Annotated in this window: 26 protein-coding genes; 7 read left to right on the forward strand and 19 right to left on the reverse strand. The window is 53.9% G+C overall.

Annotated elements, in window-relative coordinates; genetic code table 11:
• Positions 1-5: 5 nt before the first annotated feature.
• The 15 genes from malQ to IEY52_RS07895 form a co-directional block, all read right to left on the reverse strand.
• Positions 6-1,532, reverse strand: a complete 1,527-nt coding sequence (gene malQ / locus IEY52_RS07825) for a 4-alpha-glucanotransferase (RefSeq protein WP_189002078.1) — start codon at positions 1,530-1,532, stop codon at positions 6-8.
• Between the two features lie 146 nt (positions 1,533-1,678).
• The gene (locus IEY52_RS07830; RefSeq protein WP_189002080.1) at positions 1,679-2,605 is read right to left on the reverse strand and encodes a D-2-hydroxyacid dehydrogenase; all 927 of its coding nucleotides are present in this window, start codon (positions 2,603-2,605) and stop codon (positions 1,679-1,681) included.
• Positions 2,602-3,162 (reverse strand): GNAT family N-acetyltransferase, encoded by a 561-nt coding sequence (locus tag IEY52_RS07835; RefSeq protein ID WP_189002083.1) that lies wholly within the window; start codon positions 3,160-3,162, stop codon positions 2,602-2,604. The genes IEY52_RS07830 and IEY52_RS07835 overlap by 4 nt, the downstream gene beginning before the upstream one ends.
• A 56-nt stretch (positions 3,163-3,218) precedes the next feature.
• Positions 3,219-3,578, reverse strand: a complete 360-nt coding sequence (gene panD, locus IEY52_RS07840; RefSeq protein WP_189002085.1) for an aspartate 1-decarboxylase — start codon at positions 3,576-3,578, stop codon at positions 3,219-3,221.
• 77 nt (positions 3,579-3,655) lie between these two features.
• A complete protein-coding gene (locus IEY52_RS07845) occupies positions 3,656-5,215 on the reverse strand; it encodes an Rqc2 family fibronectin-binding protein (protein WP_189002088.1) in 1,560 nt (519 codons plus the stop codon).
• Between the two features lie 140 nt (positions 5,216-5,355).
• Positions 5,356-7,440, reverse strand: a complete 2,085-nt coding sequence (locus IEY52_RS07850) for a hypothetical protein (RefSeq protein WP_189002090.1) — start codon at positions 7,438-7,440, stop codon at positions 5,356-5,358.
• Positions 7,441-7,505: 65 nt separating this feature from the next.
• Positions 7,506-8,099, reverse strand: coding sequence for a hypothetical protein (locus tag IEY52_RS07855; protein WP_189002092.1), 594 nt, complete (start codon positions 8,097-8,099; stop codon positions 7,506-7,508).
• Entirely contained in the window at positions 8,100-8,801 is a 702-nt protein-coding gene (locus IEY52_RS07860) for a redox-sensing transcriptional repressor Rex (protein WP_189002095.1), read from the reverse strand.
• A gap of 4 nt (positions 8,802-8,805) precedes the next feature.
• Positions 8,806-9,900, reverse strand: coding sequence for an SPOR domain-containing protein (locus IEY52_RS07865; RefSeq protein WP_189002097.1), 1,095 nt, complete (start codon positions 9,898-9,900; stop codon positions 8,806-8,808).
• Positions 9,897-11,417: a tetratricopeptide repeat protein gene (locus tag IEY52_RS07870; RefSeq protein ID WP_268239714.1), complete on the reverse strand. Its 1,521-nt coding sequence runs from the start codon at positions 11,415-11,417 to the stop codon at positions 9,897-9,899. The genes IEY52_RS07865 and IEY52_RS07870 overlap by 4 nt, the downstream gene beginning before the upstream one ends.
• An 84-nt stretch (positions 11,418-11,501) precedes the next feature.
• Positions 11,502-12,530, reverse strand: coding sequence for a dual-specificity RNA methyltransferase RlmN (gene rlmN / locus IEY52_RS07875; RefSeq protein ID WP_189002102.1), 1,029 nt, complete (start codon positions 12,528-12,530; stop codon positions 11,502-11,504).
• A 153-nt stretch (positions 12,531-12,683) separates the two neighbouring features.
• Complete coding sequence (locus IEY52_RS07880; protein ID WP_308424998.1) at positions 12,684-13,160, reverse strand: TlpA family protein disulfide reductase; 477 nt, start codon at positions 13,158-13,160, stop codon at positions 12,684-12,686.
• Positions 13,161-13,271: 111 nt separating this feature from the next.
• Complete coding sequence (locus tag IEY52_RS07885; protein WP_189002106.1) at positions 13,272-15,554, reverse strand: endonuclease MutS2; 2,283 nt, start codon at positions 15,552-15,554, stop codon at positions 13,272-13,274.
• Positions 15,555-15,572: 18 nt separating this feature from the next.
• Positions 15,573-16,178 (reverse strand): DedA family protein, encoded by a 606-nt coding sequence (locus IEY52_RS07890; protein WP_189002108.1) that lies wholly within the window; start codon positions 16,176-16,178, stop codon positions 15,573-15,575.
• 123 nt (positions 16,179-16,301) lie between these two features.
• Positions 16,302-17,006 carry a phosphatidylserine decarboxylase gene (locus tag IEY52_RS07895; protein WP_189002110.1) on the reverse strand — a complete coding sequence of 235 codons (705 nt, stop codon included), beginning with the start codon at positions 17,004-17,006 and terminating at the stop codon, positions 16,302-16,304.
• A 167-nt stretch (positions 17,007-17,173) separates the two neighbouring features.
• Here IEY52_RS07895 and IEY52_RS07900 point away from each other — a divergent pair, with 167 nt between their 5' ends.
• Positions 17,174-17,860, forward strand: coding sequence for an endonuclease V (locus IEY52_RS07900; RefSeq protein ID WP_194510044.1), 687 nt, complete (start codon positions 17,174-17,176; stop codon positions 17,858-17,860).
• On the opposite strand, the gene IEY52_RS07905 is transcribed toward IEY52_RS07900, so the two are convergent.
• Entirely contained in the window at positions 17,861-18,868 is a 1,008-nt protein-coding gene (locus IEY52_RS07905; protein ID WP_189002112.1) for a glutamate--cysteine ligase family protein, read from the reverse strand.
• Positions 18,869-19,020: 152 nt separating this feature from the next.
• Between IEY52_RS07905 and IEY52_RS07910 the strand changes: the two genes are divergently transcribed.
• The 5 genes from IEY52_RS07910 to IEY52_RS07930 all read left to right on the forward strand — a co-directional run bounded on the left by IEY52_RS07910 (position 19,021) and on the right by IEY52_RS07930 (position 23,796).
• A complete protein-coding gene (locus IEY52_RS07910) occupies positions 19,021-20,028 on the forward strand; it encodes a PIG-L deacetylase family protein (RefSeq protein WP_189002113.1) in 1,008 nt (335 codons plus the stop codon).
• Entirely contained in the window at positions 20,009-20,659 is a 651-nt protein-coding gene (mnmC2, locus tag IEY52_RS07915; protein ID WP_229684683.1) for a tRNA (5-methylaminomethyl-2-thiouridine)(34)-methyltransferase MnmC2, read from the forward strand. The genes IEY52_RS07910 and mnmC2 overlap by 20 nt, the downstream gene beginning before the upstream one ends.
• Positions 20,656-21,615 carry an NAD(P)/FAD-dependent oxidoreductase gene (locus tag IEY52_RS07920; protein ID WP_189002115.1) on the forward strand — a complete coding sequence of 320 codons (960 nt, stop codon included), beginning with the start codon at positions 20,656-20,658 and terminating at the stop codon, positions 21,613-21,615. Before mnmC2 ends, IEY52_RS07920 begins: the two co-directional genes overlap by 4 nt.
• 111 nt (positions 21,616-21,726) lie before the next feature.
• Positions 21,727-22,725 (forward strand): isocitrate/isopropylmalate dehydrogenase family protein, encoded by a 999-nt coding sequence (locus tag IEY52_RS07925; protein ID WP_189002116.1) that lies wholly within the window; start codon positions 21,727-21,729, stop codon positions 22,723-22,725.
• Positions 22,726-22,965: 240 nt separating this feature from the next.
• Entirely contained in the window at positions 22,966-23,796 is an 831-nt protein-coding gene (locus IEY52_RS07930; protein WP_189002118.1) for an ATP-grasp domain-containing protein, read from the forward strand.
• Positions 23,797-23,800: 4 nt separating this feature from the next.
• Here the strand turns inward: IEY52_RS07930 and IEY52_RS07935 are convergent, their stop codons facing one another.
• On the reverse strand, positions 23,801-24,589 hold the full coding sequence (locus IEY52_RS07935) for a TrmH family RNA methyltransferase (protein ID WP_189002120.1): 789 nt from the start codon (positions 24,587-24,589) through the stop codon (positions 23,801-23,803).
• A 188-nt stretch (positions 24,590-24,777) separates the two neighbouring features.
• Here IEY52_RS07935 and IEY52_RS07940 point away from each other — a divergent pair, with 188 nt between their 5' ends.
• Positions 24,778-25,329, forward strand: coding sequence for a CAP domain-containing protein (locus IEY52_RS07940; protein ID WP_189002122.1), 552 nt, complete (start codon positions 24,778-24,780; stop codon positions 25,327-25,329).
• 111 nt (positions 25,330-25,440) lie between these two features.
• Here the strand turns inward: IEY52_RS07940 and IEY52_RS07945 are convergent, their stop codons facing one another.
• Both IEY52_RS07945 and IEY52_RS07950 read right to left on the reverse strand, forming a co-directional pair.
• Complete coding sequence (locus IEY52_RS07945; protein ID WP_189002125.1) at positions 25,441-25,758, reverse strand: hypothetical protein; 318 nt, start codon at positions 25,756-25,758, stop codon at positions 25,441-25,443.
• 385 nt (positions 25,759-26,143) lie between these two features.
• Positions 26,144-26,734 (reverse strand): hypothetical protein, encoded by a 591-nt coding sequence (locus tag IEY52_RS07950; RefSeq protein ID WP_189002127.1) that lies wholly within the window; start codon positions 26,732-26,734, stop codon positions 26,144-26,146.
• Positions 26,735-26,790: the final 56 nt, after the last annotated feature.

Raw genomic sequence — 26,790 nt, forward strand, 5'->3', positions numbered from 1 at the left:
AAAGATCAGGCAGTCACCCGGGGCTGCACATAACGCCCGGCTTCCTGGGTGAGGGATTTCAGACGTCTCGCCACAAAGGGGCTCAGGGCACCCTGGGGGTAGCGCCAGGACCAGTTGCTGTCACTGAGGCTTCCAGGCAGGTTCATGCGGGCCGCAGTGTCCAGGTTCAGCACATCCTGCAGGGGCACAATGGACACCCGTGCACGTGAGCGCCAGGCCATTTCTGTCAGAACCCAGGCCACCCGGTCCTCGGTGACTTCGCTGCCAGCCACCTGGTTGAGGTGGGTCAGTTCATCTTCCTTGGCGGCATTGAACCAGCCACGGGTGGTGTCGTTGTCGTGGGTGCCACTGTAAACAATCTGGTTGTCCTTGAGGTTTTCAGGCAGGAAGGCATTCGATGCCCAGTCTCCCCCACCGAAAGCGAACTGCAGGATGGCCATGCCAGGGAATCCAAAGGAATCCCGCAGGTCTTCCACTTCTTCAGTGATCACGCCCAGGTCCTCTGCAATGATGGGAATTTCTCCCAGAGCATCCAGGATGGTCTTGAAGAGTTCCTTGCCGGGGGCCTTGACCCACTGGCCATCGATGGCGTTTTCTGCAGGGTACTGGATTTCCCAGTAGGCTTCAAAACCCCGGAAGTGGTCAATGCGCACCAGATCGTAAAGTTTCAGGCAGCCTTTGATGCGTTCAATCCACCACTGGAAACCCTGGGCCTGCATGACATCCCAGCGGTACAGGGGGTTGCCCCACAGCTGTCCGGTTTCACTGAAGTAGTCTGGTGGCACACCTGCCACCACGGTGGGTTGCCCGAGGTCATCAAAGTAGAACTGGTCCGGGTTGGCCCATGCATCTGCAGAGTCCATGGCCACAAAAATGGGAATGTCTCCGATGACCTGGATGCCTTTGCTGTGGGCGTAGGCACGCACCTGGGTCCAGGCCCGGAAGAACAGGAACTGGTAGAAACTGATGCGTTCGATGTCATCGGCAAGACGGATTCTGGCGTCCTGCATGGCCTGGGCTTTACGCTGGCGGATGGGGAGGTCCCAGGCATTCCAGGGCAGCCCGCCGTTTTCGTCTTTGAGTGCCATGAACAGGGCGTAGTCTTCCAGCCATGCGTCTTCCTGGGCTTTAAAGGTGGCAAATTCGGCTTTCAGGTTGGTGAATGCACCGTTTTTAAAGTGGGTGTAGGCAGCCTGCAGCTTCTGGAATTTCCAGATGTAAATCCAGCCGTAATCCACTTTTCCAGGCAGGAAATCTGGAGTGTCCTGAAGGTCTTCTTCGGTCAGCAGGCCTTCTTTTTTCAGGTCATCAAAGCTGATCAGGTAGGGGTTGCCTGCAAAAGCACTGAAGGATTGGTAGGGGCTGTCTCCGTAGCCGGTGGGACCCAGGGGCAGCACCTGCCACCACTGCTGTCCGGCATCGTACAGCCAGTCTAAAAAAGCATATGCACTTGCACCAAGCTCACCTACGCCATACCGACCAGGAAATGACGTGGGGTGGAGCAGGATGCCGCTGCTGCGGGGTAAGTTCATCACAACCTCCAGTTTGGAATTGCTTCCATTGTCTTATATGGTAACAAAAACCAGTGCAACTGAGAATAGGGGCTGTCCAAAACTCCTGCATCAAACACCACCATCTCTGCACCAAAGATAACTTTCAAAGCAAAAAAAGACTGGAGTTAATATCCCTTATGGCGCTCCACCTTTCCCACCATCTGTTCCCCGGCATGCAACCGGGAGAGGTTCTCCAGCATAAACTCCCGCATCTTGCTTTGCAGGCGGTCACTCTGTGAGGCCACATGGGGGGTCAGGATCACATTCTCCAGCCTCCAGAAAGGATGGTCTGCAGGAAGGGGCTCAGGTGAGGTCACATCCAGAGCAGCACCAGCAATCCGACCTTGCTTCAGGGCCTGCAGCAGGTCTTCCTGGTTCATGGCATCTCCACGGCCCACATTGATCACCCAGGCCCTTTCAGGAAGCAAATCCAGCACATCCTGATCAAGCACCTGATGGGTCGCCGGGGTGCTGGGCAGGACCATCACCAGATGATCTGCCTGTGGCAACACCTGTGGGAAATCCTGCCGGGTGATGATGGGCACGCCATCTTCATGGCCTGATTGGGTCCTGACCCCGGTCACCCTGGACCCCAGAACTTTCAGCACCCTGGCCAGAGAACGGCCAATGTTGCCATACCCCCAGATCACCACATGCTTGGAATGCAGCGAGCCAAAAGGATGGGGAACAAACCAGCGCCCCTCCCTTTGCTGGTCCCTCAGGACATGAAGCTTGCGGACAATGCTCAGCAAGAGGGCCAGGGTGTGCTCGGTGACCAGCTCCTCATGCAAATTGGGAGCCCGGTACAGGGTGATGTGCTCTGGCAGGTTCATGGCCAGCACATGGTCCACTCCGGCCGTCAGGGTCTGAATCCACTGCAGCTGTTTTGCATGCTCCAGCAAATGGCGCACAAAATCCCGGTTGAGGGTCCACAAAACCAGTCCCCGGGCTTCTGACACCTGGGGAGGCAAGGCCTGATCTGGATACACCTTCACCCACTCAATGCCCTGCAGTACTGGCAACTCCACATGCCCCGAAACCATCACCTTCATGAGATCTCTCCTTCAATGAACATCTGTTTTAAAAATTCTGCACGGGTGAGTTCCATGTTGACACTGGTGGAATCCCCCTTCTGGGCATGGCTTTTCACCTGAAACCCCACCCGGGCAAAACAGCGCTGCGCCCTCACATTGTGCAAAAAAGTGGTGAGTCTGATGCGCTCCAGAGGAGGCTGAATGCCCTGAAAAGCATGCCGGGCCAGGGCCAGCAGGGCTTCACGGCCATACCCATTCCCCAGCAAACCCCGTTCTCCAATCATGATCCCCAGTGTCCCCTGAATGGGATGGGCAGGCAAGGCAGGCTGCAAATGGTACAGTTCCACCGAACCAATCAGACGGCCTTCCGTGAAAATGCCAAAACCCCACTTGTCTCCCGCCTGCTCCTCTTCCAGCAGGATGCGCTTGAACAGCCACAAAGGAAGACGCACAGGTCTGGCCCCGTTCCAATCTGCCAGTTCCCGGTCCCGAAAAAAAGCATGCATCAATCGCCAGTCTGCAGAGGTGAGCTCAGTGATGCGTTTCAGAACCACCCGTTCAAAACCTATCTGCATGCTCCTCCTCTGTAAAAATGAAGCCCCTTTCAGGCTTCATTGCAAAATCGCAAAATCTACACGCCCACCAGCAAAGGTCTGTTGTGCTGGTCCACATGCACCACCTGGGGAACCATGGTTCTGGCTTCGGTCTCGGTGAAGTTGCCATAAGCAGCAATGATCACCAGATCTCCCGGCTGGACCAGATGGGCCGCAGCTCCATTGATGCCAATCACACCGCTTCCTCTGGCACCACTGAGGGCATAGGTGGAAAGGCGGTTTCCATTGGTGATGTTGTAGATGTCCACCCGTTCATGGGGCAGGATGTCTGCCAAGTCCAGCAAATCCTGATCGATGGTGATGGAGCCGACATAATCCAGGTCTGCCTGGGTGACGGTGGCCCGGTGTATTTTGGCTCGAAACATGATGCGTTCCACGAAAGGCATTCTACTCCAGTGAAAAGAATGGGATCGTGACCTGCATTGACACCCTTCAGTCCAGCCGGTCAGTGCAATTACACATCTGCTTCTGGTAAAGCAGGATCCACAAAGACCGTCTTCTGCTGGGTGTAATGAACCTGTCCCTTCCCTGCTCCTCTGGGACGCCAAACATGCTTGATGCGGGTGTAATCCACTGGCACATTCCCTGAAGCACGCGCCTTGGAGTAATGGGCTGCCAGAGCAGCCACCTTCAGAACCACCTCGAACGGCAATTCTTTCCCTGCAGAACGCACCAGCACATGAGATCCAGGATATCCCTGGGCATGAAACCAGTGATCCATGCTTTTTCCAATGCGGTGGGTCAGGAGTTCATTCTCAGTGGAGTTGCGCCCCACCAGCACCTCGTACCCTCCGATTCGGTAACGGGCACCCACCTGTACAGCATTCTTTGTCTGCTCCTGGCCCACAATGCCCTGTTCCAGTTGTTTGAGTTCTGGCAACTCTGCCTGCTGCACCACCTCGAGGGTTGCCTGCAACTGCTCCTGCTCCTGCAGCAACTGGGGCTCACGTTCCAGCAGTTTCAGGTACACCTCTTCTCGCTTGCGGGCCCGGGCATACAGCCGATCTGCATTCTGCCAGACCTTTGCATCTGGCTTGAGTGGAACAGTCACCTGTTCGCCTGAGTAAAAGTCAGGCAACTCCACCTGACTGGCTCCTTCTGGAACCTGTTGCTGATAGGCCATCAGCAAATCTGCCCAGGAACGTTCCTGCTGGGCCGTTTCTGTCCCTGCCTCAGCATGCTGCACATCCTGCAACTGCATGGCCAGCACCCTGAGGCGCTTTTGCAGCACGTCCCTGAGGGTCTTGCGCAAAGCATCAGCCTGCTCTGCCTGAGAAGCCTCTCTGGCCTGCTCAGAGAGCGACCCTGAGGCCACGCTGGGATCCACCACCAGGGACTTTACAGCTGCAAACACCTCAGGAAGATGATCTCCCACCACATCCGACAATCCCACACCAGAACGTCTGCTCAATTCTGCCAGCAAGGTGGGCCCCATGCCATCGAGCACATCTCTGGCTTTGACCAGGGGTCGATCCTGCAAAACCTGCAGGTCTTCAAGCTGCAAGGTCCTGGGATCAAGCTTTTCATAAGGTGGAGGAGGTGTGTATTCTCCTCCAGAGCGCACCACCCGATATCGGTTGCGGCTGCCTGTGATCTCGCGGGCAGCCATCAGGATCCGGCCCACAAATCCTGCTCCAGCTTCCAGAACCATCAGGTTTGCATTGCGACCTGTCACTTCAAAAAGCAAACGGGTGGGAGGAGCATCAATGAATCCTCTGGCTCCGGCAAAATGCAAAACCACCACCCGGTCCAATTTCAATTGCTCGGCTTTCAGAAGGTCGCCTTGCACTTTCGCTGCCAGGAACCTCTGAAAAGGGTTGTGAGGATCTCCCTGCAGCTTTTCTGCAGACACATAAAGCGCAGGTGTGGGAGGAACATAATCCAGCACCAGAAACCCCAGTCCCTCCAGGTAAAGGGCTGCTGAAGTTTCACTGGGAAACACCCATCCTCGGGTGTTCAGAGGCGTGCGGGTCTGGATGCCCCTGAGGAGGTGAGAAATAAAAAGACCTTCCATATGAGGCCCACAATACACCAGGGTCAGGCACAGCCACCACATTGGAAAGGCTTACCTGATGCAAAAACACCTTTGATTTCAGGCAACAAAGCCAAAAAAGAAGCTGCCTTGAGGCAGCTTCTTGAACATGCAGAAATCTCTCAGTTGTTCCTGTACTGGGTGACACCAACGTTGGCACCCGTGAACACCTGGACAACACCTGTGATCAGGTCCTGAGCAATCACAAAGTGCTGGTAGTCCCCCACGGAGCTGAATCCATAAGTGTAGGGACTGTAAACACCTGTATAAGCAAAATTGATGGCCTTGGATACAACTGTCACATTGTCTTTGATCACAACAGAAGCCACAGTGGTTGGGTTGGTGAATGTCACAGGAGCACACTTTTCGCTGTCTTTAGGTGTAGGAACAACACCGCCCAATTCGTAACTGATGGGCACAACATCATTGGGGTTATTACACAACTGCCAGGTGGTGGAGAAGACATTCAAGTCGCCTGGCTTGAATGGGTTTCTGATGGTAAGTGTCTTGACATCTGCGTTTTGTGCAAGTCCATTCAATGCTGGAGCAGCACGGTTCACAGTGACCGGAATCTCCTGCACATTTCCGTTGCCATCGATGTCTTCAGTGACCGTTTGCAGCATATAGTTGCCATCTTCTACTTTCTCACTGCCATCCAGGAAGACTTCAGGAATGAGTTTGTAGAAACCGCCAGGCCAGGGAAGGTTATAGAGGTATTTGGTGACTTTGCCACCACCATTGCCATCTTTGCGGATCATGCGCACATCCACCCGGAAGTTGCCTGTTTCATCGGTGGACATCAGGAAAAGACCCGACAAGCGGCTGAACACTGCATTTGGAACAGCAGAGCTGGCATCATTGCTGGAAGGAAGCAGAATGTTGGCAGCAGGGGGTCTGCGGTTGGTGATAGTGACACCTGTGGTCAGCTGGTCTTCCAGCTGGAAGGTGGGGTTGGCAGCAGGTGTTCCGTCATCAACTTCCACCTGTGCGCTTGCACGAATGCTGTAATTGTCTGCACCAGTCAAACGGGTCCAGTCCACAAGCTCCGTCAGGTAAATGCCATCGGTGTCTTTCAGGTTGGCCTTATCGATGGTGAGGGTCTTGACCACATTGCCAGTGAAATCAATGATCTGGACCGTGATGTCACTGAGGAACTTGAAGTCAGATCCTTTTTTGACCACAGAAACTTCAATGGGGGTCTTGCCGCTCAGGCTGGCACCTTCTGTAGGGGAAGAAATCACAAAGAGGGGCAAGCTGAGGTTTTTGGTGATCTGGATGGTGACACCATTGGATGTGGCAGATTTTTCTTTGACGGTTGTGGCTTCAATGGTTACAACATGGGTACCCACAGTTAGCAAATTGACATCAAGGGTAAAAGTGTTTTCGGTGTTGGCTGGTGGGGCAACAATGGTTTTGAAGAGTTCGCCATCCACCAGCAGCTTGGCCACTTTCAAGTTATCTTCACTGCTGATGATGAAAGGAATGGTGACGGTGTTGCTTTTTTCACCAGGAGCGAGCAGCAGGCGCACCACTGGTGCAGTGGGGGCTGGGGGTTCAGCCGTGTTGCCCACATTCAGCCCAACAATCTTGCTGGTGAGCAGACCAGCGTTGTTTCTGGAATCCACCTGGAAGTACTTCACTCCATCGGTCAATTTGGTGGTGTCAATCTGCACTGAATATTCATCATTGACCCGGGTCACTTTGGTGATTTCCTGGGCATCTTCACCTGTCTGGTAAAACCGCACAGAGTCAAGTCCAGATTCACCATCAGCCACCGAAACCTTCAGGGTGACCACACCAGAAACCCTAGGAATGCCACCCGCTGATGCTCCTGCAGGCTCTAACACATTCACTGTGGGAGGCGTGAGATCCACTTTTACAGGCAAACTCACCTCATCGCTGACATTTTTGTTGTTGGTGATGGTGATTTTGAGGGTTTTGGATCCCGAAGTCAGGTTGGACACCCGAAACGAGTTGATGGCTTTGGGGTTCTCTACGGAACCTGTCTGACCAGCAATGCTGTACGTGAGGCTCTTCAGTCCTTCATTTGAAGCTGCCTTCACGAAAACATCAGCATCTCCAGAAATCCACACATCTCCAGTTTGACCCAGCAACTGGTTTCCATTGATGGTCACACTGGTGATTCTGGGATCTTTGCTGGAAGGGGTGGTGCTTCCGCCACCAATGGTACCGTTGTCAAGATTCACGGTGTTGCACGCTGCCAGAACAAGACTGAGCAGTCCTGCTGAAAGCATTTGTTTGAGCCCTGCTCTCATTGTTGCTCTCCTCCCTCAATTTGATAACTGTAAGTGGGTTGGAAGTTGGCAATCGCAATCACATTCGCCTGGCTTCCATCTGCCATCGAAATGCCCGTGAAAGTGTATTTAACCTTGGCGGATGGGCAGACAGGATCTGTAGGTGCCCGGTTGGGATCTACATATGCAGAAAGGCAACTGGTGTTGAGGTATTCTTCCACCACGTTGGGCAGAACAGGATCCACAGGAATGGCAATTTCAGTGGTTTTGGGCTTACCGGCTTCCTCTCCTGTCAGCGGAATGGGGTTGATGATCCCAGACATGGTGTGCTCCACGGAGCCCAGCAAAGCCTGGGTTTCGTCGTAGACATCTACGCGCACCCGTTGCAGCTGCAGACCAGCAGAGCCCGGCAATGGAGTAAATATGGCTTTGCCACTGGTGCGGGTGACTTTGACAGAAACAACATGGGTGGTTTTGTCTTCGGTATAGTCGAACTTCAATGTCACGCCTTCAACTGCTGCACTGATGGCAACAGGCACCAGTTTGGTGCTGTTGCAGGAAACGATCGTTCCCACAGTCAAAGAACCCAATAATAAATGCTTCCACTTCATTCAACCAACCTCCTCTAGTTCTCTCAAGCCAGGGTTCAGGATGTAAAACGCCAGGCGTTTCATTCCTGCCAGAAAATCGATGTTCTCCACGATGACTCCCTCCCACTCCTCTTCCTTCTCAGGTTCCAGCCCAGGGCGTTCAATCATTTTTGGCTGAATCACCACAGGAGCGAAATTGAGGATTCCTTTGATGCCAGCTTCCACCAGGGTCTGGGCCACATCCTGCGCACGGTCGGCAGGAACAGCAATAAAGCCCATGTCCACCTGATGGGAACGCACAAAATCCCTCAAGTGATCCGGGTGCATCACCTCCATGTTCCTGATCTGTAAACCCACTTTGTTGGGATCGGGATCGAAAAGCCCCACAAAACTGAATTCGTAATCACTGGCTCCCGGATAGTGGGCGATGGCCTGCCCCAGTCTACCCATGCCCATGATCACCACATTCCAGGGACGGGTGAGTCCCAGGATGCGTCTCAGTTCACGTTTCAGTACGGCCACAGTGTAACCCATACCTCTGGTGCCAAACCGACCAAAATAAGCCAGGTCTTTGCGCACCTGAAAAGCACTGACCTGTGCCCTTTCAGCAAGGTCATTGCTGCTCGTTCTGTTGATGCCCTGAGATTCCAGCTTTTCCAGAATTCTCAGATAAGTCACCAGTCTGGAAATGGCAGCACTTGGGATGTTCAAAGACTGTGACATGGTTTCACCGGATCTGGAAGGCGTCTGCGTAGCCCGCCTCTTTGAGTTTGGCTTGGGCCGATTGCAGATCGCTTCCAGAGAAAGGACCCACCACCACCCGAACCATCCCGTTGGGGTCGGTTCTGAGGGTGGGTGCAAATCCCAGAGAGCGCAATTGATCAATGGCAGGCACTGCACTGTCGGCCCGCTTGTAAGCTCCCACCTGCACATACATGGGGCCTGATGGAGTTGTGGCCGATGATGCAGCAGTGGATGTTGAGTTTGTGGTGCCTGTCTCAGCGTTTGCTGTCGGGTTCTGGGGAGCGTAAACAAACAGGTTCTGATGCGCAGCCTGAATCTGTCCCACAGCCACATCTGCATCATTCCGATTGACAAACGGACCAATCAACACCACATAAGTGTCATCTTTGCTGGGGAAGACATAACTGGGGTATCCCAGGGCTTTGATCTTGTCAGCAATGGTGTTTGCCTGAGCTTCTGTTTGGTACAGACCTGCACTGATGCGGTAGTCCTGCTTGGTAGGTGAACGTCCTGTGATGACACGAACTGCAGGCTGTGCAGTCTGGGTCGCACCTGTGCTGGCAGAAGATGAACTTTCTGTCTGGGTGCTGCCAGTGCTTGTGTTTGCTGTTTCAGAACCAGCAGACCCAGCAGTCTTTCCTGCATTGGCTGCTGCATTGCCTGTTGGAACAGGTTGTTCTGAAGTTTGCGCAGTATTTTCTGTCCCGGAAGGAATCACAGGAACCGTCTGGGTTTCCTGTACAGCAGGGTCTGCAGTTGAAGATGCAGGTTCTGTGGTTTCTGGTGCTGCTGTGGTTTCTGTGGTTCCAGCAGACTCTGGTGAGAGGGTGCTGCTCTGGGTTCCAGACTCTGCCTGGGGTTGAGATGTTGTTTCTGTTTCAGGTGTGGTGGGGGCAGGATTGAGGGGAATTTCTTCCACCCTGGGGGTGGAGGTTTCCGCCTGAATCGTGGGCTGTCCAGCCGAAAGATTGAACAGTTTCTTGGTTCCCCCAAACAGAATCAGGACAGCTCCTGCCAGAATCAGCACGATGAAGAAGAGGATGAGTAGGTCTGGCCAGTGTTTACGAAACCAAATCATTTACCGCCCAATGCTCCTTTGGCTTTGGTGTAACCCAGCTTGAGGGCCTTCTGGAAGGCCAATTTGGCACTGGATTCATCCCCCTGGCCCCTCAGGGCAATGCCATAGTTGTACCAGGCTTCAGCGTTGCGCTCATTGGCAGCCACCAGAGCAGCCAGCACCCGTTCTGCATCGTCATAACGCTTGAGGGCAATGTATGCAGCCCCAAGGTTCAAAGCCAGGGCCTGGTTCTGGGCATCCAGTTTCTGGGCTGCTTCCAGTTGCTCAGCAGCCAGTGCGTAGTTTTTCAGGTTGAAAGCGCTGAGGCCTGACCAGCTCAAAGCTTCAGCTCCAGGATTCTGAATGGCTTGTACCGTCTTGATCACCAGGGCATAATTTTTGGTCCGATAAGCATTGCGGGCAGCAAGGGTTCTCGCTGCACTTTGCAAAGCCACATCTTTGCTCAGTTTGGCTGCACTCAGGGCGTTGTTGTACGCAGGAGCATACTGCTTCAGTCCTTCATTGGTCTGGGCCAGACCCAGATAAACCACATCCGAAGGGGCTTGCGCCACCAGTTCCTGGAAGTGTTTCTGAGCAGCCTGATACTGTTTGCTGGCCAGCAGCAAGCGGGCATATTCATACTTCACCGGGCTCTGGGAATCCAGGCTCAGCACTTCAGCATAGGTGCTGAGGGCATCTTTGAGGCTGATGGTTTCCTGGAGTTCTGCTTTGCGGGACAGCAATTTCACCCGAGAAGTATTGTCCTGGGCTGCGGCAATTCCTTTGTCCAGTTCACGAATGGCACGGTCGGTCAATCCCTGACCAACATAGTTTTCCACCAGAACCAGGGTTGCATCTGCCTGCGCTGGGTTTTTGGCCAGAATCTGGTAAGCGTAACCCAGCGATACCGTGGAAGCCAGAGGATCCGGGCTGGTTTTGCTGACAGCCAGGGCTTCCTGGGCCACACCCAGCATCAGAAACTCACTTTGTGGATTCAGCTTGAGGGCTTCTTCAAAGGCTTTCTGGGCTTCAGCATGCTTGCCAGTGCTTGCCAGCAATTGGGCCCACTGGGTATAAGCCAGAGTGAGCTCTTCTGTGCTGGCTGCATTGGCTTTGCCCACTTCAATGGCTTTCTGGTAGCTGGCCAGAGCATCATCGGTTTTGCCCTGCTTGCTCAGCACTGCACCCAGATTGTAATACCCCTGAATCAGGTTGGGATTCAGAGCTGTGAGCTGTTGGAACTCAAACTCCGCCCCACTGAGGTTGTTCAACTGGAACAGGGCCACACCCAGACCAAAATGGGCTTCGTAGCTGCTGTAATCCTTGCGGATGGCTTCTTCAAATGCCTTCACTGCGTCTGAGGTGCGACCTGCATTCAAGTATGCTTGTCCGAGCAGAACTGAATTTTCAAGGCTGGGGTTTTGTGTGTACTGGGTTTCCAAAACTGTCAGATCTGTGCTCTGGGCACTGGACAGCTGCAAGCCAAGTACAGGGACAGTCAGTAGTGCAGTTAACAGGACGCGCCTTAGGTTTCTCATTGTGTACTGCTACCCTCCTAGAGTTTTCCTTGCTGATGTGCGGCTTTGAACTATCCTATCATGACTTCACAATCTTTACATATTTCATACAGAAGACCTTAATGAAGGCTTTTGCAGGGCCAACTGACCACAGGCGGCACCTGCATCACGCCCTCTGGAACGCCTGACACTCACTGGAATCCCCCTTTCTTCCAGACGGTCATAGAAGGCCTGGATCTGAATTTCAGGGGTCTCTTCGAAACCACTGCCATCCCAGGGGTTCATGGGGATCAGGTTGACATGGCTGATCATGCCCTTGAGCAAATCGGCAAGCAAATCGGCCTGCCAGAGGTGGTCATTGACCCCCCTCAGCATGGCGTATTCCATGGTGATTCTGCGTCCTGTCTTGGCCTGGTAATCTCTGGCAGCATCCATGATTTCTGGAATGCTGTTGGCCTGCCCGGTAGGAATGATTTTCTGGCGGGTTTCTTCGTCCGGGGCATGCAAACTGATGGCCAGCTTGAGTTCGATGTCCTCGGTGGCCAGCTTGCGGATGCCTTTGGCCAGTCCCACGGTGCTGAGCGTCACCCGACGCTGACTCATGTTGAGCGCCTCCGGGCTGAGCATGATGCGGGCTGCATTCATGGTGTTTTCGTAGTTGAGCAGGGGCTCTCCCATTCCCATGAACACCAGATTGCGGATTTCTTTGGGGGGAATGCCCTGATCGCGGGCTGCATACAGGATCTGCCCGATGATTTCTCCAGGGGTCAGGTTGCGCCCAAAACCCAGCGCTCCAGTGGCACAGAAGGCACACTTTGCAGGGCAACCCACCATGGTGGACACACAGATGGTCTTGCGGTCATCATAGGGCATGAAGACGGCTTCCATCTGGCGACCATCCCGCAAGGTGAACAGGTATTTCACACTGCCATCTGTAGAGGGAAAGGTGTCCACCTGGGTGAATGGACTGAGTTCGTAAGTCTCCTGCAGTTCAGCACGCAACTTCAGCGGGAGATTGGTCATGCTTTCAAAGTCAGGGGCAGCCTGTTCAAACACCCACGAAAGCAATTGCTTTTTGCGGTAGCCTTCCAGAGGGTACTGGTCAGGCTGAAAATCCAGCAGTAAAACCTTCACCCGAGTATTTTAGGGCACCTGCATGCTTTATTACAATTCAAAATGAGAGACTGCTCAAGACGCTGAAACTTCTGTATGCAAACATGAAGATGAGGTCCGCCTTCAGCAAAATCGGCGGGGTGTGTCTCTGAAGATTCTCAAGGCCAGTAAACCCTACAGCATTTTCAGAATTTGAAGCAGGTTTTCCGTTGAAATGGCTCCTGAATGCACTTTCTCAATTCGACCTGAGGCATTTATAAAAACCATGGTGGGTTGCCCTGAAACCTGATACTTTCGTGCCACTTGCACTGCAGGGGTATGGCCTGTCAGCAAAGGCACCAAACCTGGATACACATGGGTTTTGAAAAAGACCCTCACCTTCTTTTCGGAATCGGTGGCAGAAATCAAGTAAACCCGCTTCAACTTTCGCTGCTGAAACACCCGGTTGATGAGAGGGAACTCTTCGTTGCAGATGCTGCACCAGCTGGCCCAGAACACCAGCACCACAGGCTGGCCTTTCAGGTGCTGCAGGGAGATTGTTTTCCCCTCCAGGGTTTGCAAAGTAAAGTCTGGAGCCATCTGTCCAGGTTTCACAGCAAAACCCAGTCCTCCGGCCAAACACAAAAAGCACAACACAAGACAGCGCAACATACAGATTCGCAATCTAATGGCTGCTGGTCAAATGCAGGTCAGCAAACCATTCAGCAAACCATCAAGCAAACCCGGCAGATCGTCTGCCGGGTTCTGGATTTCAAGTTGGTTTTATTTGGTTCTGATGTTCACAATGGTGACCCCGTGGCCTCCATTGTAGGGTTCTGCATCGTGGTAAGACTCCACGGTCTTTTCGTTCTTCAGGAAATCCCGGATCATGCGTCTGAGCACGCCCTGACCCTTGCCATGCACAACCCGAAGAGGGGTTTCTTTGAGGGCATAAGCTTCTGCCACATAAGAGCGCAGCTCTTCAATGGCCTCTTCCCCACTTTTGCCCCTGAGGTTGATTTCCTTGTTGAAACGGGAAAATCCGGCAGTGGTCAGGGAAGCCACTTTCTGCTTTTCCTGCTGCTTGAAGCGCACATCCCGGCGGCGCACGGTGATCTTGAGGACCCCGAGTTGCACCACCAGTTCATCTCCGCGCACTTCCAGAACCTGACCGGAAGCCCCGTAAGCAGGCACATCCACCACGCTGCCCGGTCTGACCTGCTCCAGGGCAGGCTCCACTTTGGGCTGTGGGCGTTCTGCCATGCTGGCCCGGCGCAGTTCTTTGAGCTCTTCCAGCACTTTGGGACGGGAAACATCGTCCTGGGCTTTGGAACGCATTTTGCGCACGGTCTCGATGGCATCCCGGTAAATCTGATCGGCCTGTTCGCGGGCTTTGAGGATCAGCTCGTCGCGCTCTTCATGGATGCGGTCCCGGTCAAAAGCCAGTTGATTCCGAATCAGGTTGGCTTCCTGACGCAAACTTTCGAGTTGCTCCCGCTGGTTGCGGATGGTTTCCCGCTCCTGCTCCAGGTTTTCCAGCAGTTTCTCCACTTTGTTGCCTTCTGGACCCAGAATCTCGGTGGCTTCTGAGAGCACAGCTTCTGGCAGGCCCATGCGTCTGGCAATGGAGAGGGCGTAAGAACGTCCGGGTTGGCCCACCTGAAGATGGTAGGTGGGTCCCAGGTTTTCCAGGCTGAAGCCCATGCTGGCGTTCTGCAAACCCTGGATTTCCATGGCATACAGTTTTAAAGGGGCCAGGTGGCTGGTGATGATCCCACGGGTGTTTTTCTTCAGCAGTTCAGCAATCAGGGCCTGGGCCAGCGCTGCACCTTCTGAAGGATCCGTTCCTGAACCCAGCTCATCCACCAGGATCAGGGTGTCCGGGCTGGCATGGTCCAGCACGTATTTGAGGTGCTTGAGGTGGGAAGCAAAAGTGGACAGGCTTTCCTGAATGCTTTGCTCATCCCCGATGTCCACCAGAATTCCGTCTACAACAGGCAATTTAGCCACTCGAGCAGGCACATACATGCCGCACTGGTGCATCAAAACAATGAGTCCCAACGTTTTGAGGGTTGCGGTTTTTCCCCCCATGTTGGGACCCGTGATGAGCAGCAGGCGTGTACTGGAATCCAGATGCAGATCGTTGGCGACAGGTTTCTCGATGAGGGGGTGGCGGGCATCTTGCAGGTGATAACTTCCTGCTTCGGATTTCTCTGGTCGGGAGAGTTCCCAATCGCGGGCCAATCTGGCTTTCGCTGCAATCAGGTCCAACTCCCCCAGCGCCCACATGGTCATGTCCAGACCCTCTTCCAGTGCGATTTGCCCGGAGAGTTCCATCAAAATCCGCCTGACTTCTTGATCTTCTTCAATCAGCAGGCGGGTGAGTTCGTTGTTGAGGGGGACCACAGAACCAGGTTCCACAAAATAGGTCTGTCCTGAGGCAGAGGCGTCGATGATGATGCCCTGCACCTGGTTCACAAAACTGGCCTTGATGGGCACCACAAAACGGTCCCGGCGAATGGTGATGAGGTTTTCCTGCAGCATGTCGCCCCAGCGTTCCAGCACATCCTGCATTTTCTGACGGATTTCGTTACGCAGAGGATTCAGGCGGCGGCGGATCTGGCGGAGTTTGGGGCTGGCATCGTCACGAACCGAGCCGTCCCGATCCAGTTTTTCCAGGGCACTGCGCACCAGACCCAGGTGGGAACCGATGCTGCTGGCCACATCCAGCAATGGACCTTTGGAATTCATGGCGATGGCACGCTTGAGGGTCAGGGCAGCATCCAGGGTGTAGGCCACTTCCAGGATTTCCTTGCCATCCAGCTGTTTGCCTTCACGGGAACGGTGAACCCCCGGGCGGATGTCCTGGATGCCCCCCAGGTTCAGGCTGACCGAAAAGAGGGCGTCTTCCACACAATCCAATTGGTAACGGATGAAATCGGCATCCGTTGATGGGGTCAGGCTGTCTGCCCTTTCGATGCCCAGGCTGCTGGCGCAGCAATCCGCCAACGCAGAGCGGATCCTTGAAAAGTCCAGGGTTTGAAGGGTATGCGGGTCGAATAACACGCATACGAGTATATAATCTCAGGGATCCAAAGAGGGTGCATCGTTTGGCTTACGCTTGCGAATCACAGTCCATACGCCAATTGCCCCGACCAGAATTCCGAACAGCACAATGTAAATCTTGTATTTGTCCCACCATTCCAGCACCAGGCTTCCAAAGTACCAGCAGCCCACCTGCCAGATCCCCACCCAGGACAGGGCACCAATAAAACTCCAGAAAGCGTACTTCCAGAACGGCATCCCAATCGCCCCGGCATAAAGAATGGTGGGTGTGCGAATCAGGCCCATCCAGCGGCTGAACAGCACCACCCCCACCCCCCAGCGGTTGAACAGCGAACGCACTTCTTCGATGCCCAGTGATTCCCTGGCCCGTTTGGGCAGGTAACGGGAAATGCGGTCTCCCAGCAGGTAACCAATCAGGTTGCCCAGCCAGTTGCCAAGGGTGCCCCACAAAATGGCTTCAGGCAGTGTGGCCTTGCCCTGGTGAATGAAGATGCCTTCCACCACCCATAGGGCCTCGAAAGGAATACCAGGGGTTCCGATGCCCTCAATCAGCAAAAGCAAAAAAAGCAGCAAATGCACCACAAGGGGAGATAGATTCAGCAGCCAGTCTTGAAAATGTTCCACGTGTATCCTTTATGCCTACGCATCCACCATCTTAAAGGTTCCCTGATGAACCACCAGCCCAATTTCAGGCACGAAAAGAGGCGAGGAACATCCTCGCCTCCAGAATCAGCAAATCTGCAAACTTTACTTCTTCAGGCGGGCAATGGGGGTCAGTGCACCGTACACCTGATCGCCCACTTTGGCCAGGAATTCAAAGTCCTCTCCGAAGAGCACCAGGTCCACCTGGGAACCCCGCTCAATGAAAGACACCTTCTGGCCTGCACGGGTGCGTTCCCCTTCAGAAACGTAGGTGCTGATCTTGTTGACGAACTTGTCAGCAATTTCCACCATGGCCAGGCTGATGCGCTCGTTGTGCATGAAGATGGTCTGGCGCTCGTTTTCCAGTTCGTAGCGCTTGGCGAACAGATCCACAGCTTTGCGCAGGTAGGTCAGCTGAATGTACTCCCAGAGGTCCACCATGGGGAGGTTCAGGTTGGTCTGGGTGTGCACAATGCGGTCCACGGAGCCCGAGATGGGCGCATAGTTGAAGTGCACATCCAGCGGGCTCATGTACACTCCGATCAGCCAGCCGGTGCCTTCTGGAATGTCGGTTTTGGTGATCTCGGTGATGTCGATCTTCTGTCCCAGCTTTTCGCTGTAAACCTTGCCGTCTTCAATGCGACGGATGTACACCACCTGTCCGTCACAGGGGCTGATGATCAGGCTGGGATCGTTGGGAGACACCCGGATGGGGTCCCGGTAAAACCAGATTTTCTGCAGGAACAGCACCACCAGGCCCCAGATGGCCGCGACAGGAATCAGTATTTTGAGGATGCGTTTGAGTTTCATACCCAACCATTGTAACTGCACAACCCTGAGAATTCAGCGACAGAATGAGCGGCCTCAGGGTAAGGCTGGAACCGCTGAAGAAACCCGCCAGAGGCAACCTTAACATCCCTGGCTTAAGCCGTCTGTCCCTGACTTCAAGGACAGACTTGCAGTATTTTAAATCCCAGATGACCCCACAAGAAATGGAAAAGGAACAAATCAGATTGAGCCCAGATGTGGTGATTCCACCTGCAGGTCAGGGTTACAGTGCCAGTCCAGATGATGTGGTGTTTGCACTGGACATTCAATATGTGGGCAACACAGCCTTTATTGGTCTGCATGCTCAAGAGTTGCAAGGAAAAGTGCGCGGGCAATTTGTGGGCACTTTTGATACAGATGTTGAGTATGTGCCTGGGCTTTTTGCTTTCAGGGAAGCCCCTCCCCTGCTGCAAATGATCAAAGCAACCACGGCAACAGGTCTTGTTCCCCAGATCTTGCTGGTTGATGGACATGGCATTGCCCACCCCAGAAGGTTTGGAGCAGCCTGTCTGGTGGGGGTCAGCAGTGGCCTCCCCACCATTGGGTGTGCCAAGGAAACCTTGCTGCCTTTTGAGGGAGAATTGGTCTCCCACAGAGGAGGCACCCTTCCTGTTCTGCTGAAAGGGGAACAGGTGGGTTCTGTTCTGAGAAGCCAGAAGGACATCCGGCCTGTTTTTGTCAGCCCTGGACACATGATCTGCCTTGCAGAAAGTGAGAAAGTGATTCTGGAGCTGTCCAGCAAATATCGTGTGTGTGACCCCTTGCGTTTTGCGGACCAACTGGCCCGCAACCATGCCCGCAAAGAAACCATCAAAGGGGTGCAGGTTCTGACTTGATCAGGATTCCTTGCGGGTTTTCAGGTTCTCTTTGATGCCCTTGTAGGCAATGTAAGGAAATCTGGGCAGATAATAGGTCAGCCAGCCTTCCAGGCTGTGGTGGTGGGGTGGGGGCACATCTGGGGTTCGTGAAGCTTCCCAGGTTCCAGTGCGATAACCAGAATCCAGGTGCCTCAGGGCATGTTGATAATCTTTTTGTGCAGTCAGTTCAACCAGATCATCGCTGACGGTGCGCTCCACCCACTGCAACTCAAACCCTGTGGCATCTTGCAGTTCTCTGGCCCGTTGCAGCATCTGCGGGGTCAGGCCTTTCTGGGTCCACTGGGACCTGAGCTGGTTGTAGTCTGCTTGCTGATAAGGCAACTTTTCTTTCAGCTGAGCAACCTGAACCAGAGCATCCAGCACCGCTTCCAGGCGTTGCAAATCCCACACGGGATCAAGCACCCTCACCTCGATGGTGCCCAGCCTGCGGGTGATGATCAGGTCCTGAAACCTTTTGTAGGGGTCATCGGTCAGGCCTCCCAGGGCATAAGAAGCGTGCATGCGGTAACTCTGCCCGAACACTTCTGTGCCTTTGAAGGGACTGGAAGAGGTGGCCAGGGCCAGCACAGGAAGAAAATAGGCCACATTCTGGTAAATGCGTTCCTGTTCTCTGGCTTCAACACCCAGGTGGATGTGCAGACCAGCGGTGTTGTTGATGTCGTCCCGCTGGAACATCCCTGTGGGTGCAATCAGTCCCTGAGGGATCACCATGCTGACCTGGGAACGCAATTGCTTCAGGGTGTGCAGCAGGTCCTGTATGGAAGTGCACACAGGAGTGGAAACCTCCAGGGCGCTCATCAGGCCCTGCTTTGCCCCTTCGCCCCGCGAGAAATTGCTGGCGCTGTGTGTGAAATAGTAAGCGGGGTCTTTCCTGAGCAGTCTGGCCAGATGGGTGAGGCCAATCATGTGGGGCCTGCCCTGATACAGCACAAAAAATTCTTCTTCCAGCCCAAGGGTCAGCGTCATGACCAACAAGTATACCGAAAGCCCCCGGGCAAGATGATGCATTTCACCCGAAAAATCCAGCGCTGAACCAGAAAAAGCAGTTTGCATCTGCTTTTCATTCAACCTCACCTGAAAGTTTGTTATAAATCAGAGTCGTGAAGAGGTTTACCCCTTTGAAAGGAAAATTCAAAATCCGTCTGCAGCGGGACCGCTGGAATCCACTGAACACCCTGATTTTTGTGCTGATTTTCTGTCTTTTTCTTGCGGCTGGAATCAATGGCTGGGGTTTTCTGTTCACCGGAAAATGGGTTGTTGCAGGCGTGGAACATGCCGCCAAACAACTTCCAGACCACGCTCCTGTGCGTGGCAAGGTGCTCATCCTCTCCCCTCACCCCGACGATGAAACACTGGCTGCTGGTGGGCTGATTCAGGATGTTTTGCAACACGATGGGGATGTGGTTGTCATCTTTCTGACCAATGGAGATGGTTTTCCCTGGGACGCCCGTTATTCCAGTGGCAAATTGATGGTCAATGCCAGCGTGTATCTGAAACTGGGTCGGGAGCGGCAAAACGAGGCCACCCTGGCCACCAACACCCTGGGGGTGCCTGCCAGAAACGTGTATTTTCTGGGGTTTCCAGATCGGGGCTTGCGCAGTGTGTACCTCACCAATTATCTGATTCCCTTCAAGAGCAGGTACACCCAGGTGGACCATGTGCCTTACGCCAATGCCTACAAACCCGGCAGCCCTTACACCGGGCAGGAGCTGGAAAAGCAGGTGCTGGCCATTGCCCGCAAATTCAACCCGGATGTGATCATGGCCCCCACCCCTCTGGACCAGCATCCTGACCACCAGGCCACCTCTTACATGTCCAGTCGGGTGCTCAGCGAGTTGCCACACACAAAGATCCTGTATTATCTGGTGCACGGCGGGGTGGAATGGCCCCTTCCCAAGGGCTACCATCCTGATTTGCCCCTCAGTCCACCTGCAGAGACCATTCAGGGCATTGAATGGCAGAAGTATCCCCTCACCTCTGCGCAACAAAAACAGAAGTACAGGGCCATGCTGTTCTACAAATCCCAGGTGCAAATTCTGGGCCGTTTCATGCAGGCTTTCAGCCGGGAAAATGAACTGGTTCTCCCCCCAGTGATGGATGTGCACAATGATCGAACAAACCCCTGACGGCAGCCTGACCGTCTTCAGCGAAAAATACCAGCAACATTACCACTCCAGCCACGGTGCCCAGACCCAGGCCAACGTGGTGTACCTGCAAGGGTCCAGGACCCACCTGCATCCTGCTCCAAAAGTGCTGGAAGTGGGCTTCGGGGTGGCCATGAATTTTCTGACCACCTTGCAGGACGCCGTTTCCAGAGGGGTTCCTTTGCATTATCTGGCTTTTGAATTTGACCCGGTTCCTGCAGAAATGCTGAGGGAATACACCCAGGCCCACCCGATGTCCGGTCATGCGGTCTGGCAAAAGGTGCTGGAATTGTGGGGCCAATCTTTTCAATTTGTCCTTGAGAACATCACTGTAGAGGTGCGGGTGGAAGATGTCACCCGTGCAGAATTCCCTGAAGATTGGGCCACGGGCTTTTATCTGGATGGCTTTTCAATTGCAGTCAATCCCGAGGTCTGGACCCCCGAGTTCTGCAAAAAAGTGGCCTCCAGCATGCAAGTTGGTGCCCATCTTGCCACTTACAGTGCTGCGGGAGCCGTGCGCAGGGCGTTGCAGGACGCTGGTTTAATAGTCAGCAAACACAAGGGACTGACTGGAAAACGGGAATTTGCCACTGCAGAGAAGCCCCCCTCATGAAACCCCTGATTGTGGTTGGGGGCGGCATTGCTGGCAGTTCGCTGGCTTATTTCGCTGCCAGAGCAGGCATCCAGACCATCCTGATTGATGCTGGAAAACACACAGCAAGCGATGTTCCCAGTGCCCTGATCAATCCAGTACGCGGTCAGAACGGCCATGTGGTGGAGGGTGGTCTGGAAGGAGCGCAGTTTACTTTTGCCTTGCTGGATGAATTGCAAAAGCAGGGATTTGAAGTTCCCCACTCCAGAGCAGGTGTATACCGGCCTGTTCCAGACGAAAAAACCTTTCTGAAATGGGTGAAAAACCTGCCTGAGGGTTATCCACATGAATGGCTGGACCGGGCACCCCTACAAACAAACCTGCAGGACCACTGGCACAAAGTGCTGTTTTTGCCTGTGGGGGGATGGGTGGATGGCAAGGCTTTCTGCACAGCTTTGCAGGAAGCCAGCAAGGCGCAAATTCTCAGACAGACTGCAGTCAGCATCAGGCCAGATGGAGTTGTGCTGCAAGATCAAACTTTTTTGCAGGGCACAGTGGTATTCTGCGGAGGAAGCCATGGTGCCACGCTGGCCGGTTTCGCTGGCACCCACAGGAGAGGCAGTTTGCTGCTTCTGAACGACACCCTCTCTCCCCTGCCTGTGAGTTTTGGCATTTACGCCACGCCCTCGCGCAAAGGAGGTGTCCTTGGGTCCACTTTTGAAACCCCCAGCACCGAATGCCGTCCTTACGGCCTCCCGCTCAGCTCCTTAAGCTGGCTGATGGAAAAAGCCCGTTTGACCTTCAAAACCCTGCAACCTGACCTCTCCGGGGTCTGGACCGGAGTGAGGTACTCGGGGGCCACGCTGCCAGAGGATTTGCTGACCCTGACCGCACTGGGATCGAAGGGTTTTCTGCTGGGACCAAAGCTGGCCCGGGATAGGGTCGAACAGACACTAATTCCGTTACTACACCAGTAAACGATTCTGAAAAAAAGCCCATCTGTCAGACCCACGGCGTTCCCTATTCAGTGACACGTCCGGGAGTGTACACCGCATTAACATAAGAACGTTTGAGGAGGTACACCACTTATGGCGAAATACCGCATCTGCATCATTGAAGGCGACGGCATTGGACACGAAGTGATCCCCGCTGCTGTGCGCGTCCTGGAGGCCACGGGCCTGGAGCTTGAATTTGTCACCGCCCACGCGGGCTATGAATACTTCCTGGATCACGGGACCACCGTGCCAGAAGCCACCCTGGAAGCTGTGGAGCACACCGACGCCACCCTGTTTGGTGCAGCCACCAGCCCCAGCAAGAAGGTGGAAGGCTTCAAAGGAGCCATCCGCTTCATGCGCCGCCACTTTGACCTGTACGCCAACGTGCGCCCCACCAAGACCCGTCCCGTGGCTGGAGCCTACCAGAACGTGGACCTGATTCTGGTGCGTGAAAACACCGAGGGTCTGTATGTGGAAAAAGAGCGCATCGAGGGCGACAAGGCCATCGCAGAGGCCCACATTTCCAGATACGCCAGCGAGCGCATCGGCAAATACGCCATCGACCTTGCCCTGAAGCGCCGCAAGAAACTGGCCGTGGTGCACAAGGCCAATGTGCTGCCTGTTACCCAGGGCCTGTTCCTGAACACCATCATGGACGAGGCCAGAAAAGTGCAGGATTTGCAGAGCTGGGACGTGATCGTGGACAACTGCGCCATGCAACTGGTGCGCAACCCTGCCCAGTACGATGTGCTGGTCGCCACCAACATGTTCGGCGACATCCTCTCTGACCTGGCAGCAGGTCTGGTGGGCGGTCTGGGCATCGCTGCCTCTGGCAACATCGGAGACAAGCACGCCATCTTTGAAAGCGTGCACGGCTCTGCCCCCGACATCGCTGGCAAGGGCATCTCCAACCCCACCGCCACCATCCTCAGTGCTGTGATGATGCTGGAACACCTCGGGGAATACGAAACCGCTGGCCGCATCTCTGCTGCCATTGACACCGTGCTGACCGAAGGTCCTCGCACCGGCGATCTGGGCGGCACCGCCAACACCCAGCAGTTCACCGATGCTGTGATCAAAGCCCTGGTCTGACCTTCACAGTAGAGATCAACACAACTCTGAAAACAACTCTGAAAACAACTCTGAAAACAACTTCGAACCCGGTCTGATGGCCGGGTTTTCTTTTGGACCCGATCACAGATCATGTGAGAATCCGGTAAGACCCGTGCTTTTACACTGAAATCAAAGCTGCAAAGCTTCCTCTTTACCGAATACGGTCCACATTGCTTCTACCTTTTTGCCCCCTGGTCTCAGGGGGTTTATTCTGTCTGCATGAGCCACCTGATGATGCTGGAACAGACCCTGTGGGTTCTGGAGCAGAAAATTGCAAATCCCATTTATGATTTTTCCTTTGAACACCTTTTTGCCTGCGGCCATCCTTACCAGGTTCCTGCAGCAATAAAGGCCATTGCCAGAATTGGAGCCATAGAGGATTATCCTGCGCTTTATCAGGCGTGGCTGGATCAGGGGGTTCATCTGGTCAACACCCCTGAAGAACACGTGCGTGCGTCAGAATTACCAGGGTGGTATCCCCTTTTGCAAGACCTGACCCCAGGAAGCATCTGGTTTGATCACCTGCCCACACCTCAGGAAATTGAAGACCAATTGGACTTTCCCATTTTCATCAAAGGTGCCCGCCAGACCAGCAAACACCAGTCATCCCTGTGCGTCGCTCGAGATTCTGCAGAGTTGCAAACCATTCTGCAGGAGTACCAGCAAGATCCCATTCTGCACTGGCAAACCCTGGTGTGCAGGGAACTCCTGGCCCTCAGAATCCTGCAAGCAGGTCAGGGAGACCAGCTGCCTGTGGCTTTTGAATTTCGCATGTTCTGGTATCGGGGAGAACTGGCTGGTGTGGGAAGGTACTGGCTGGATGGCCCCATGTATTCAGCCACACCAGCAGAAATGGCAGCCCTGCTTTCCACCGCCAGGACTGCCACACAACGGTTGAACGTTCCTTTTCTGGTGGTGGATGTGGCCCAGACCGCAGCAGGTCACTGGGTGGTCATTGAATGCAATGATGCTCAGGAAAGTGGATATGCAGGCGTTTCTGCGGTGGCCCTCTGGCAAAGAATGATCAAAATTGAAAAAAACGGTTTTTGATGTTTCAGGCTTTGCGCTGTCTGAGGGCTTCATAAAGCAGCAGGGCTCCAGCAATTCCCACATTCAGGCTGTCTGCAGTGCCCTGCATGGGGATCACCACCTGCTCGGTGGCTTGCTGCATCCAGAAGTCACTCAGACCCTCGTGTTCTGTTCCCAGACAGATGGCTGTTGCCCCCAGGTAACTTGCTTCCCAGTAGGTTTTGTGGGTGTGTGGTGTGGCTGCCAGAATGGTGAAATTTCGGCTTTTCAGAAAGTCCAGCAGGTCCTGCTCTTCTGCAGCAAAGACAGGCTGGGTGAAAACACTGCCCTGACTGGCCCGGATCACGTTGGGGTTGTAGAGGTCGGTGCCCTCTCCTGTGATGAAAACAGCATCCACACCCACACCGTCTGCTGTTCGCAGGAGGGCTCCCAGGTTTCCCGGTTTTTCCAGGCCCTGCAAAACCAGCACCAGGGCCCGCTCTGGAAGCTGCAGTTCTGACAGTTGAAATTCTGGAATGGCAGCCAGAGCCACCATTCCATCTGGGTTTTCCCGGAGGCTGATTTTCTGGAAAGCAGCCTCGGACAGCTTGATCTGCTCCAGGCCTGCAAAATCCCTGTACAGTTCGTGGGCTTCTGGGCTGAACAGCTCCTCACAGAAATACAGTTTTTCAAGGTCCATGTCTGCCAGAAGTGCCCGTGATGCTTCTCTGGCCCCTTCAATCAGAAAACGGCCTTCTTTGCGCCTGTGTCTGCGCTCCTGCAGTTTGATCAGGGTTTTGAGTTCAGGGTTTTGGGTGCTGGTGATTTCTTTCATGGCTTATCGCTTTCAGGCTTTCCATGCTACACCAACAGCAAGACCTCTGGTTGCACCTGAGAAATCTTTTCTGTGGCTGTGAAATTTAACAGGAACCTGATTTTCAGATGAAGAGGTCCTGAGAAGAAGCTGTATTTATGAACTCAGTTTTCTCAAAAAGGGCATGTAGGTTCCGCTAAACTGAACCCATGCAACAACGCTTCGCTTTGATGGCAGGTGCCCTCCTGCTCGCTGTTTCCTGCAATCAATCCCGTCCTGTGGCTTCTGAGCCTGAAGTCACCACCATCCCTGCAGAAAACAGCATCCTTCCTCAGGCCACCAGCACCATCAACAGCCAGATCCTGACCCTGGTCAATCAGGCCAGGGCCACTGCAAGGGTGTGTGGAACCACCTCTTACAAAGTTGCTCCTGCCCTGAAACTCAACACCCTGCTCACCAATGCAGCACAACTTCACAGCCAGGACATGGCCAGCAAAAACTTCTTCAGTCACACAGGCAGCAACGGCAGCAGTCCCTTCACCCGCATCACCGCACAGGGCTACAAATGGCGAACTGCTGGAGAAAACATTGCTGCTGGTTATGCCACAGCCCAGACCGTGGTCTCTGGCTGGCTCGCCAGCCCTGGACACTGCGCAAACATCATGAACCCCAATTTCAAAGATCTGGGTGTGGGATATGCCTACAGCAGCACCAGCACCTACAAACATTACTGGACCAACACTTTCGCTGCACCTTACTGAATGCTCAATCCAGCTCAATCCGGCTCAAGAACAACCAAAAGAACGCTGCGAAAGCAGCGTTCTTTTCAGCAAAATGGGTTCAGGCAAACCAGATATCTGTCTGTTGTGTCGTTAAGGTTGAACCCGAGTCACTTCACAGGCAGATTTATCACCTGGCAGCAACATGTTGCCCTGCATGGTGGGATCGCTTGAATCGGTAAATGTCCCTTTCAGGCGACCAAACACCTTCCAATCTGGACTGGCTGGATCATAAAGCACATCACAAGAATAGCCCCACGAAACCTGAGCCACATTGAAAGGACCAGAGGCTTTCTTTTTCAGCCGGAATGTCACTCTGGTGACGGTGGCTCCCACATCCCTGGAGGCATAGAGCACCAATTCACGGTCTCCCAGATCCCTGAGCACCCGTGTGTCCATGGTTTCTTCCATCACCTCCATGTTGGAATACTTTTTTTGAAGATGGAAATTTCCTGGTGTCAAGACCTGTTCCAGGGGGTCTGAAGACACCAAATAAGACCAGAGGCCGGAAGGCAAATTGGCTTCAATTTTCCACACTTCCTTGCCAGAGAGGTCACCCAACAAATTGACATCTGTGTTTTTGGAATAGACAGGGGCACAGGCCAATGTCAAGACAGGAAGCACACCAAAAGCAAACAACCATATCCTGTTTTGCTGGTCAGCATTTCATCATGGCTACACAAAAACAGCACCAGCAACAACTTCAGCAACAACCATTCATTTCTTATGGCAAAACACAAAAGAATTCCCGACTTGATCGGGAATTCTTGATGACGTGATGCGCTTTCCAAAACCCTCAGGCTGGGGGCTGATCGGTGGGGGCCGGTGTGGCAGGAGCAGCTGGCTCTGTGGGTTCTGCAGGAGTTTCCGGTTTCAACCGACGAATCACGCAGGCCCCTTTCTTCCAGTTCTGCAGGTTGTCATAGGCAGCGTCCCAGCTCAGGTTTGTGTTGGTGGCAGAGGTGCGGTCCGTGAAATTGCCTGCCATTTCATCTGCCACTTCGCCTTTGGGAAGCACCACCCTGCAGGTGTAACCCCAGAAGATCTCCGAAAAATTCTCCGGGTCATTCACATTGCGGGCAAGATCCACCCAGAGGATGTTTTCTGTGGTTTTTCTTTCCACGCTCAGTTCGAGTTTGGAATAACCGAAATCCCGCAATTTCATGCCAGAGATGCTGGTGGAAGTCAACAATTTCAGAGAAGGTGTCTTGAAAGCATACCCATACCAGGAATACTCCCCGATGCCCACCACTTCCCAGACTTCCTGTCCTTTGAGGTCACCCAGAGACGCAATGTCTTTTTTCTGGTCGTAAACCACCGGGGTGAAGGCGGGGGCACAGGAGGCCAAAACACCAGCAAGCACAGCAACAGCTAAGCCAAACTTCATATATCTCATTTTTACTCCTTAAATACAGGGCTCCCTTTGCAGAGAGCCCTGCCTGT

It is taken from the genome of Deinococcus roseus, assembly GCF_014646895.1.
Lineage (GTDB): Bacteria > Deinococcota > Deinococci > Deinococcales > Deinococcaceae > Deinococcus_C > Deinococcus_C roseus.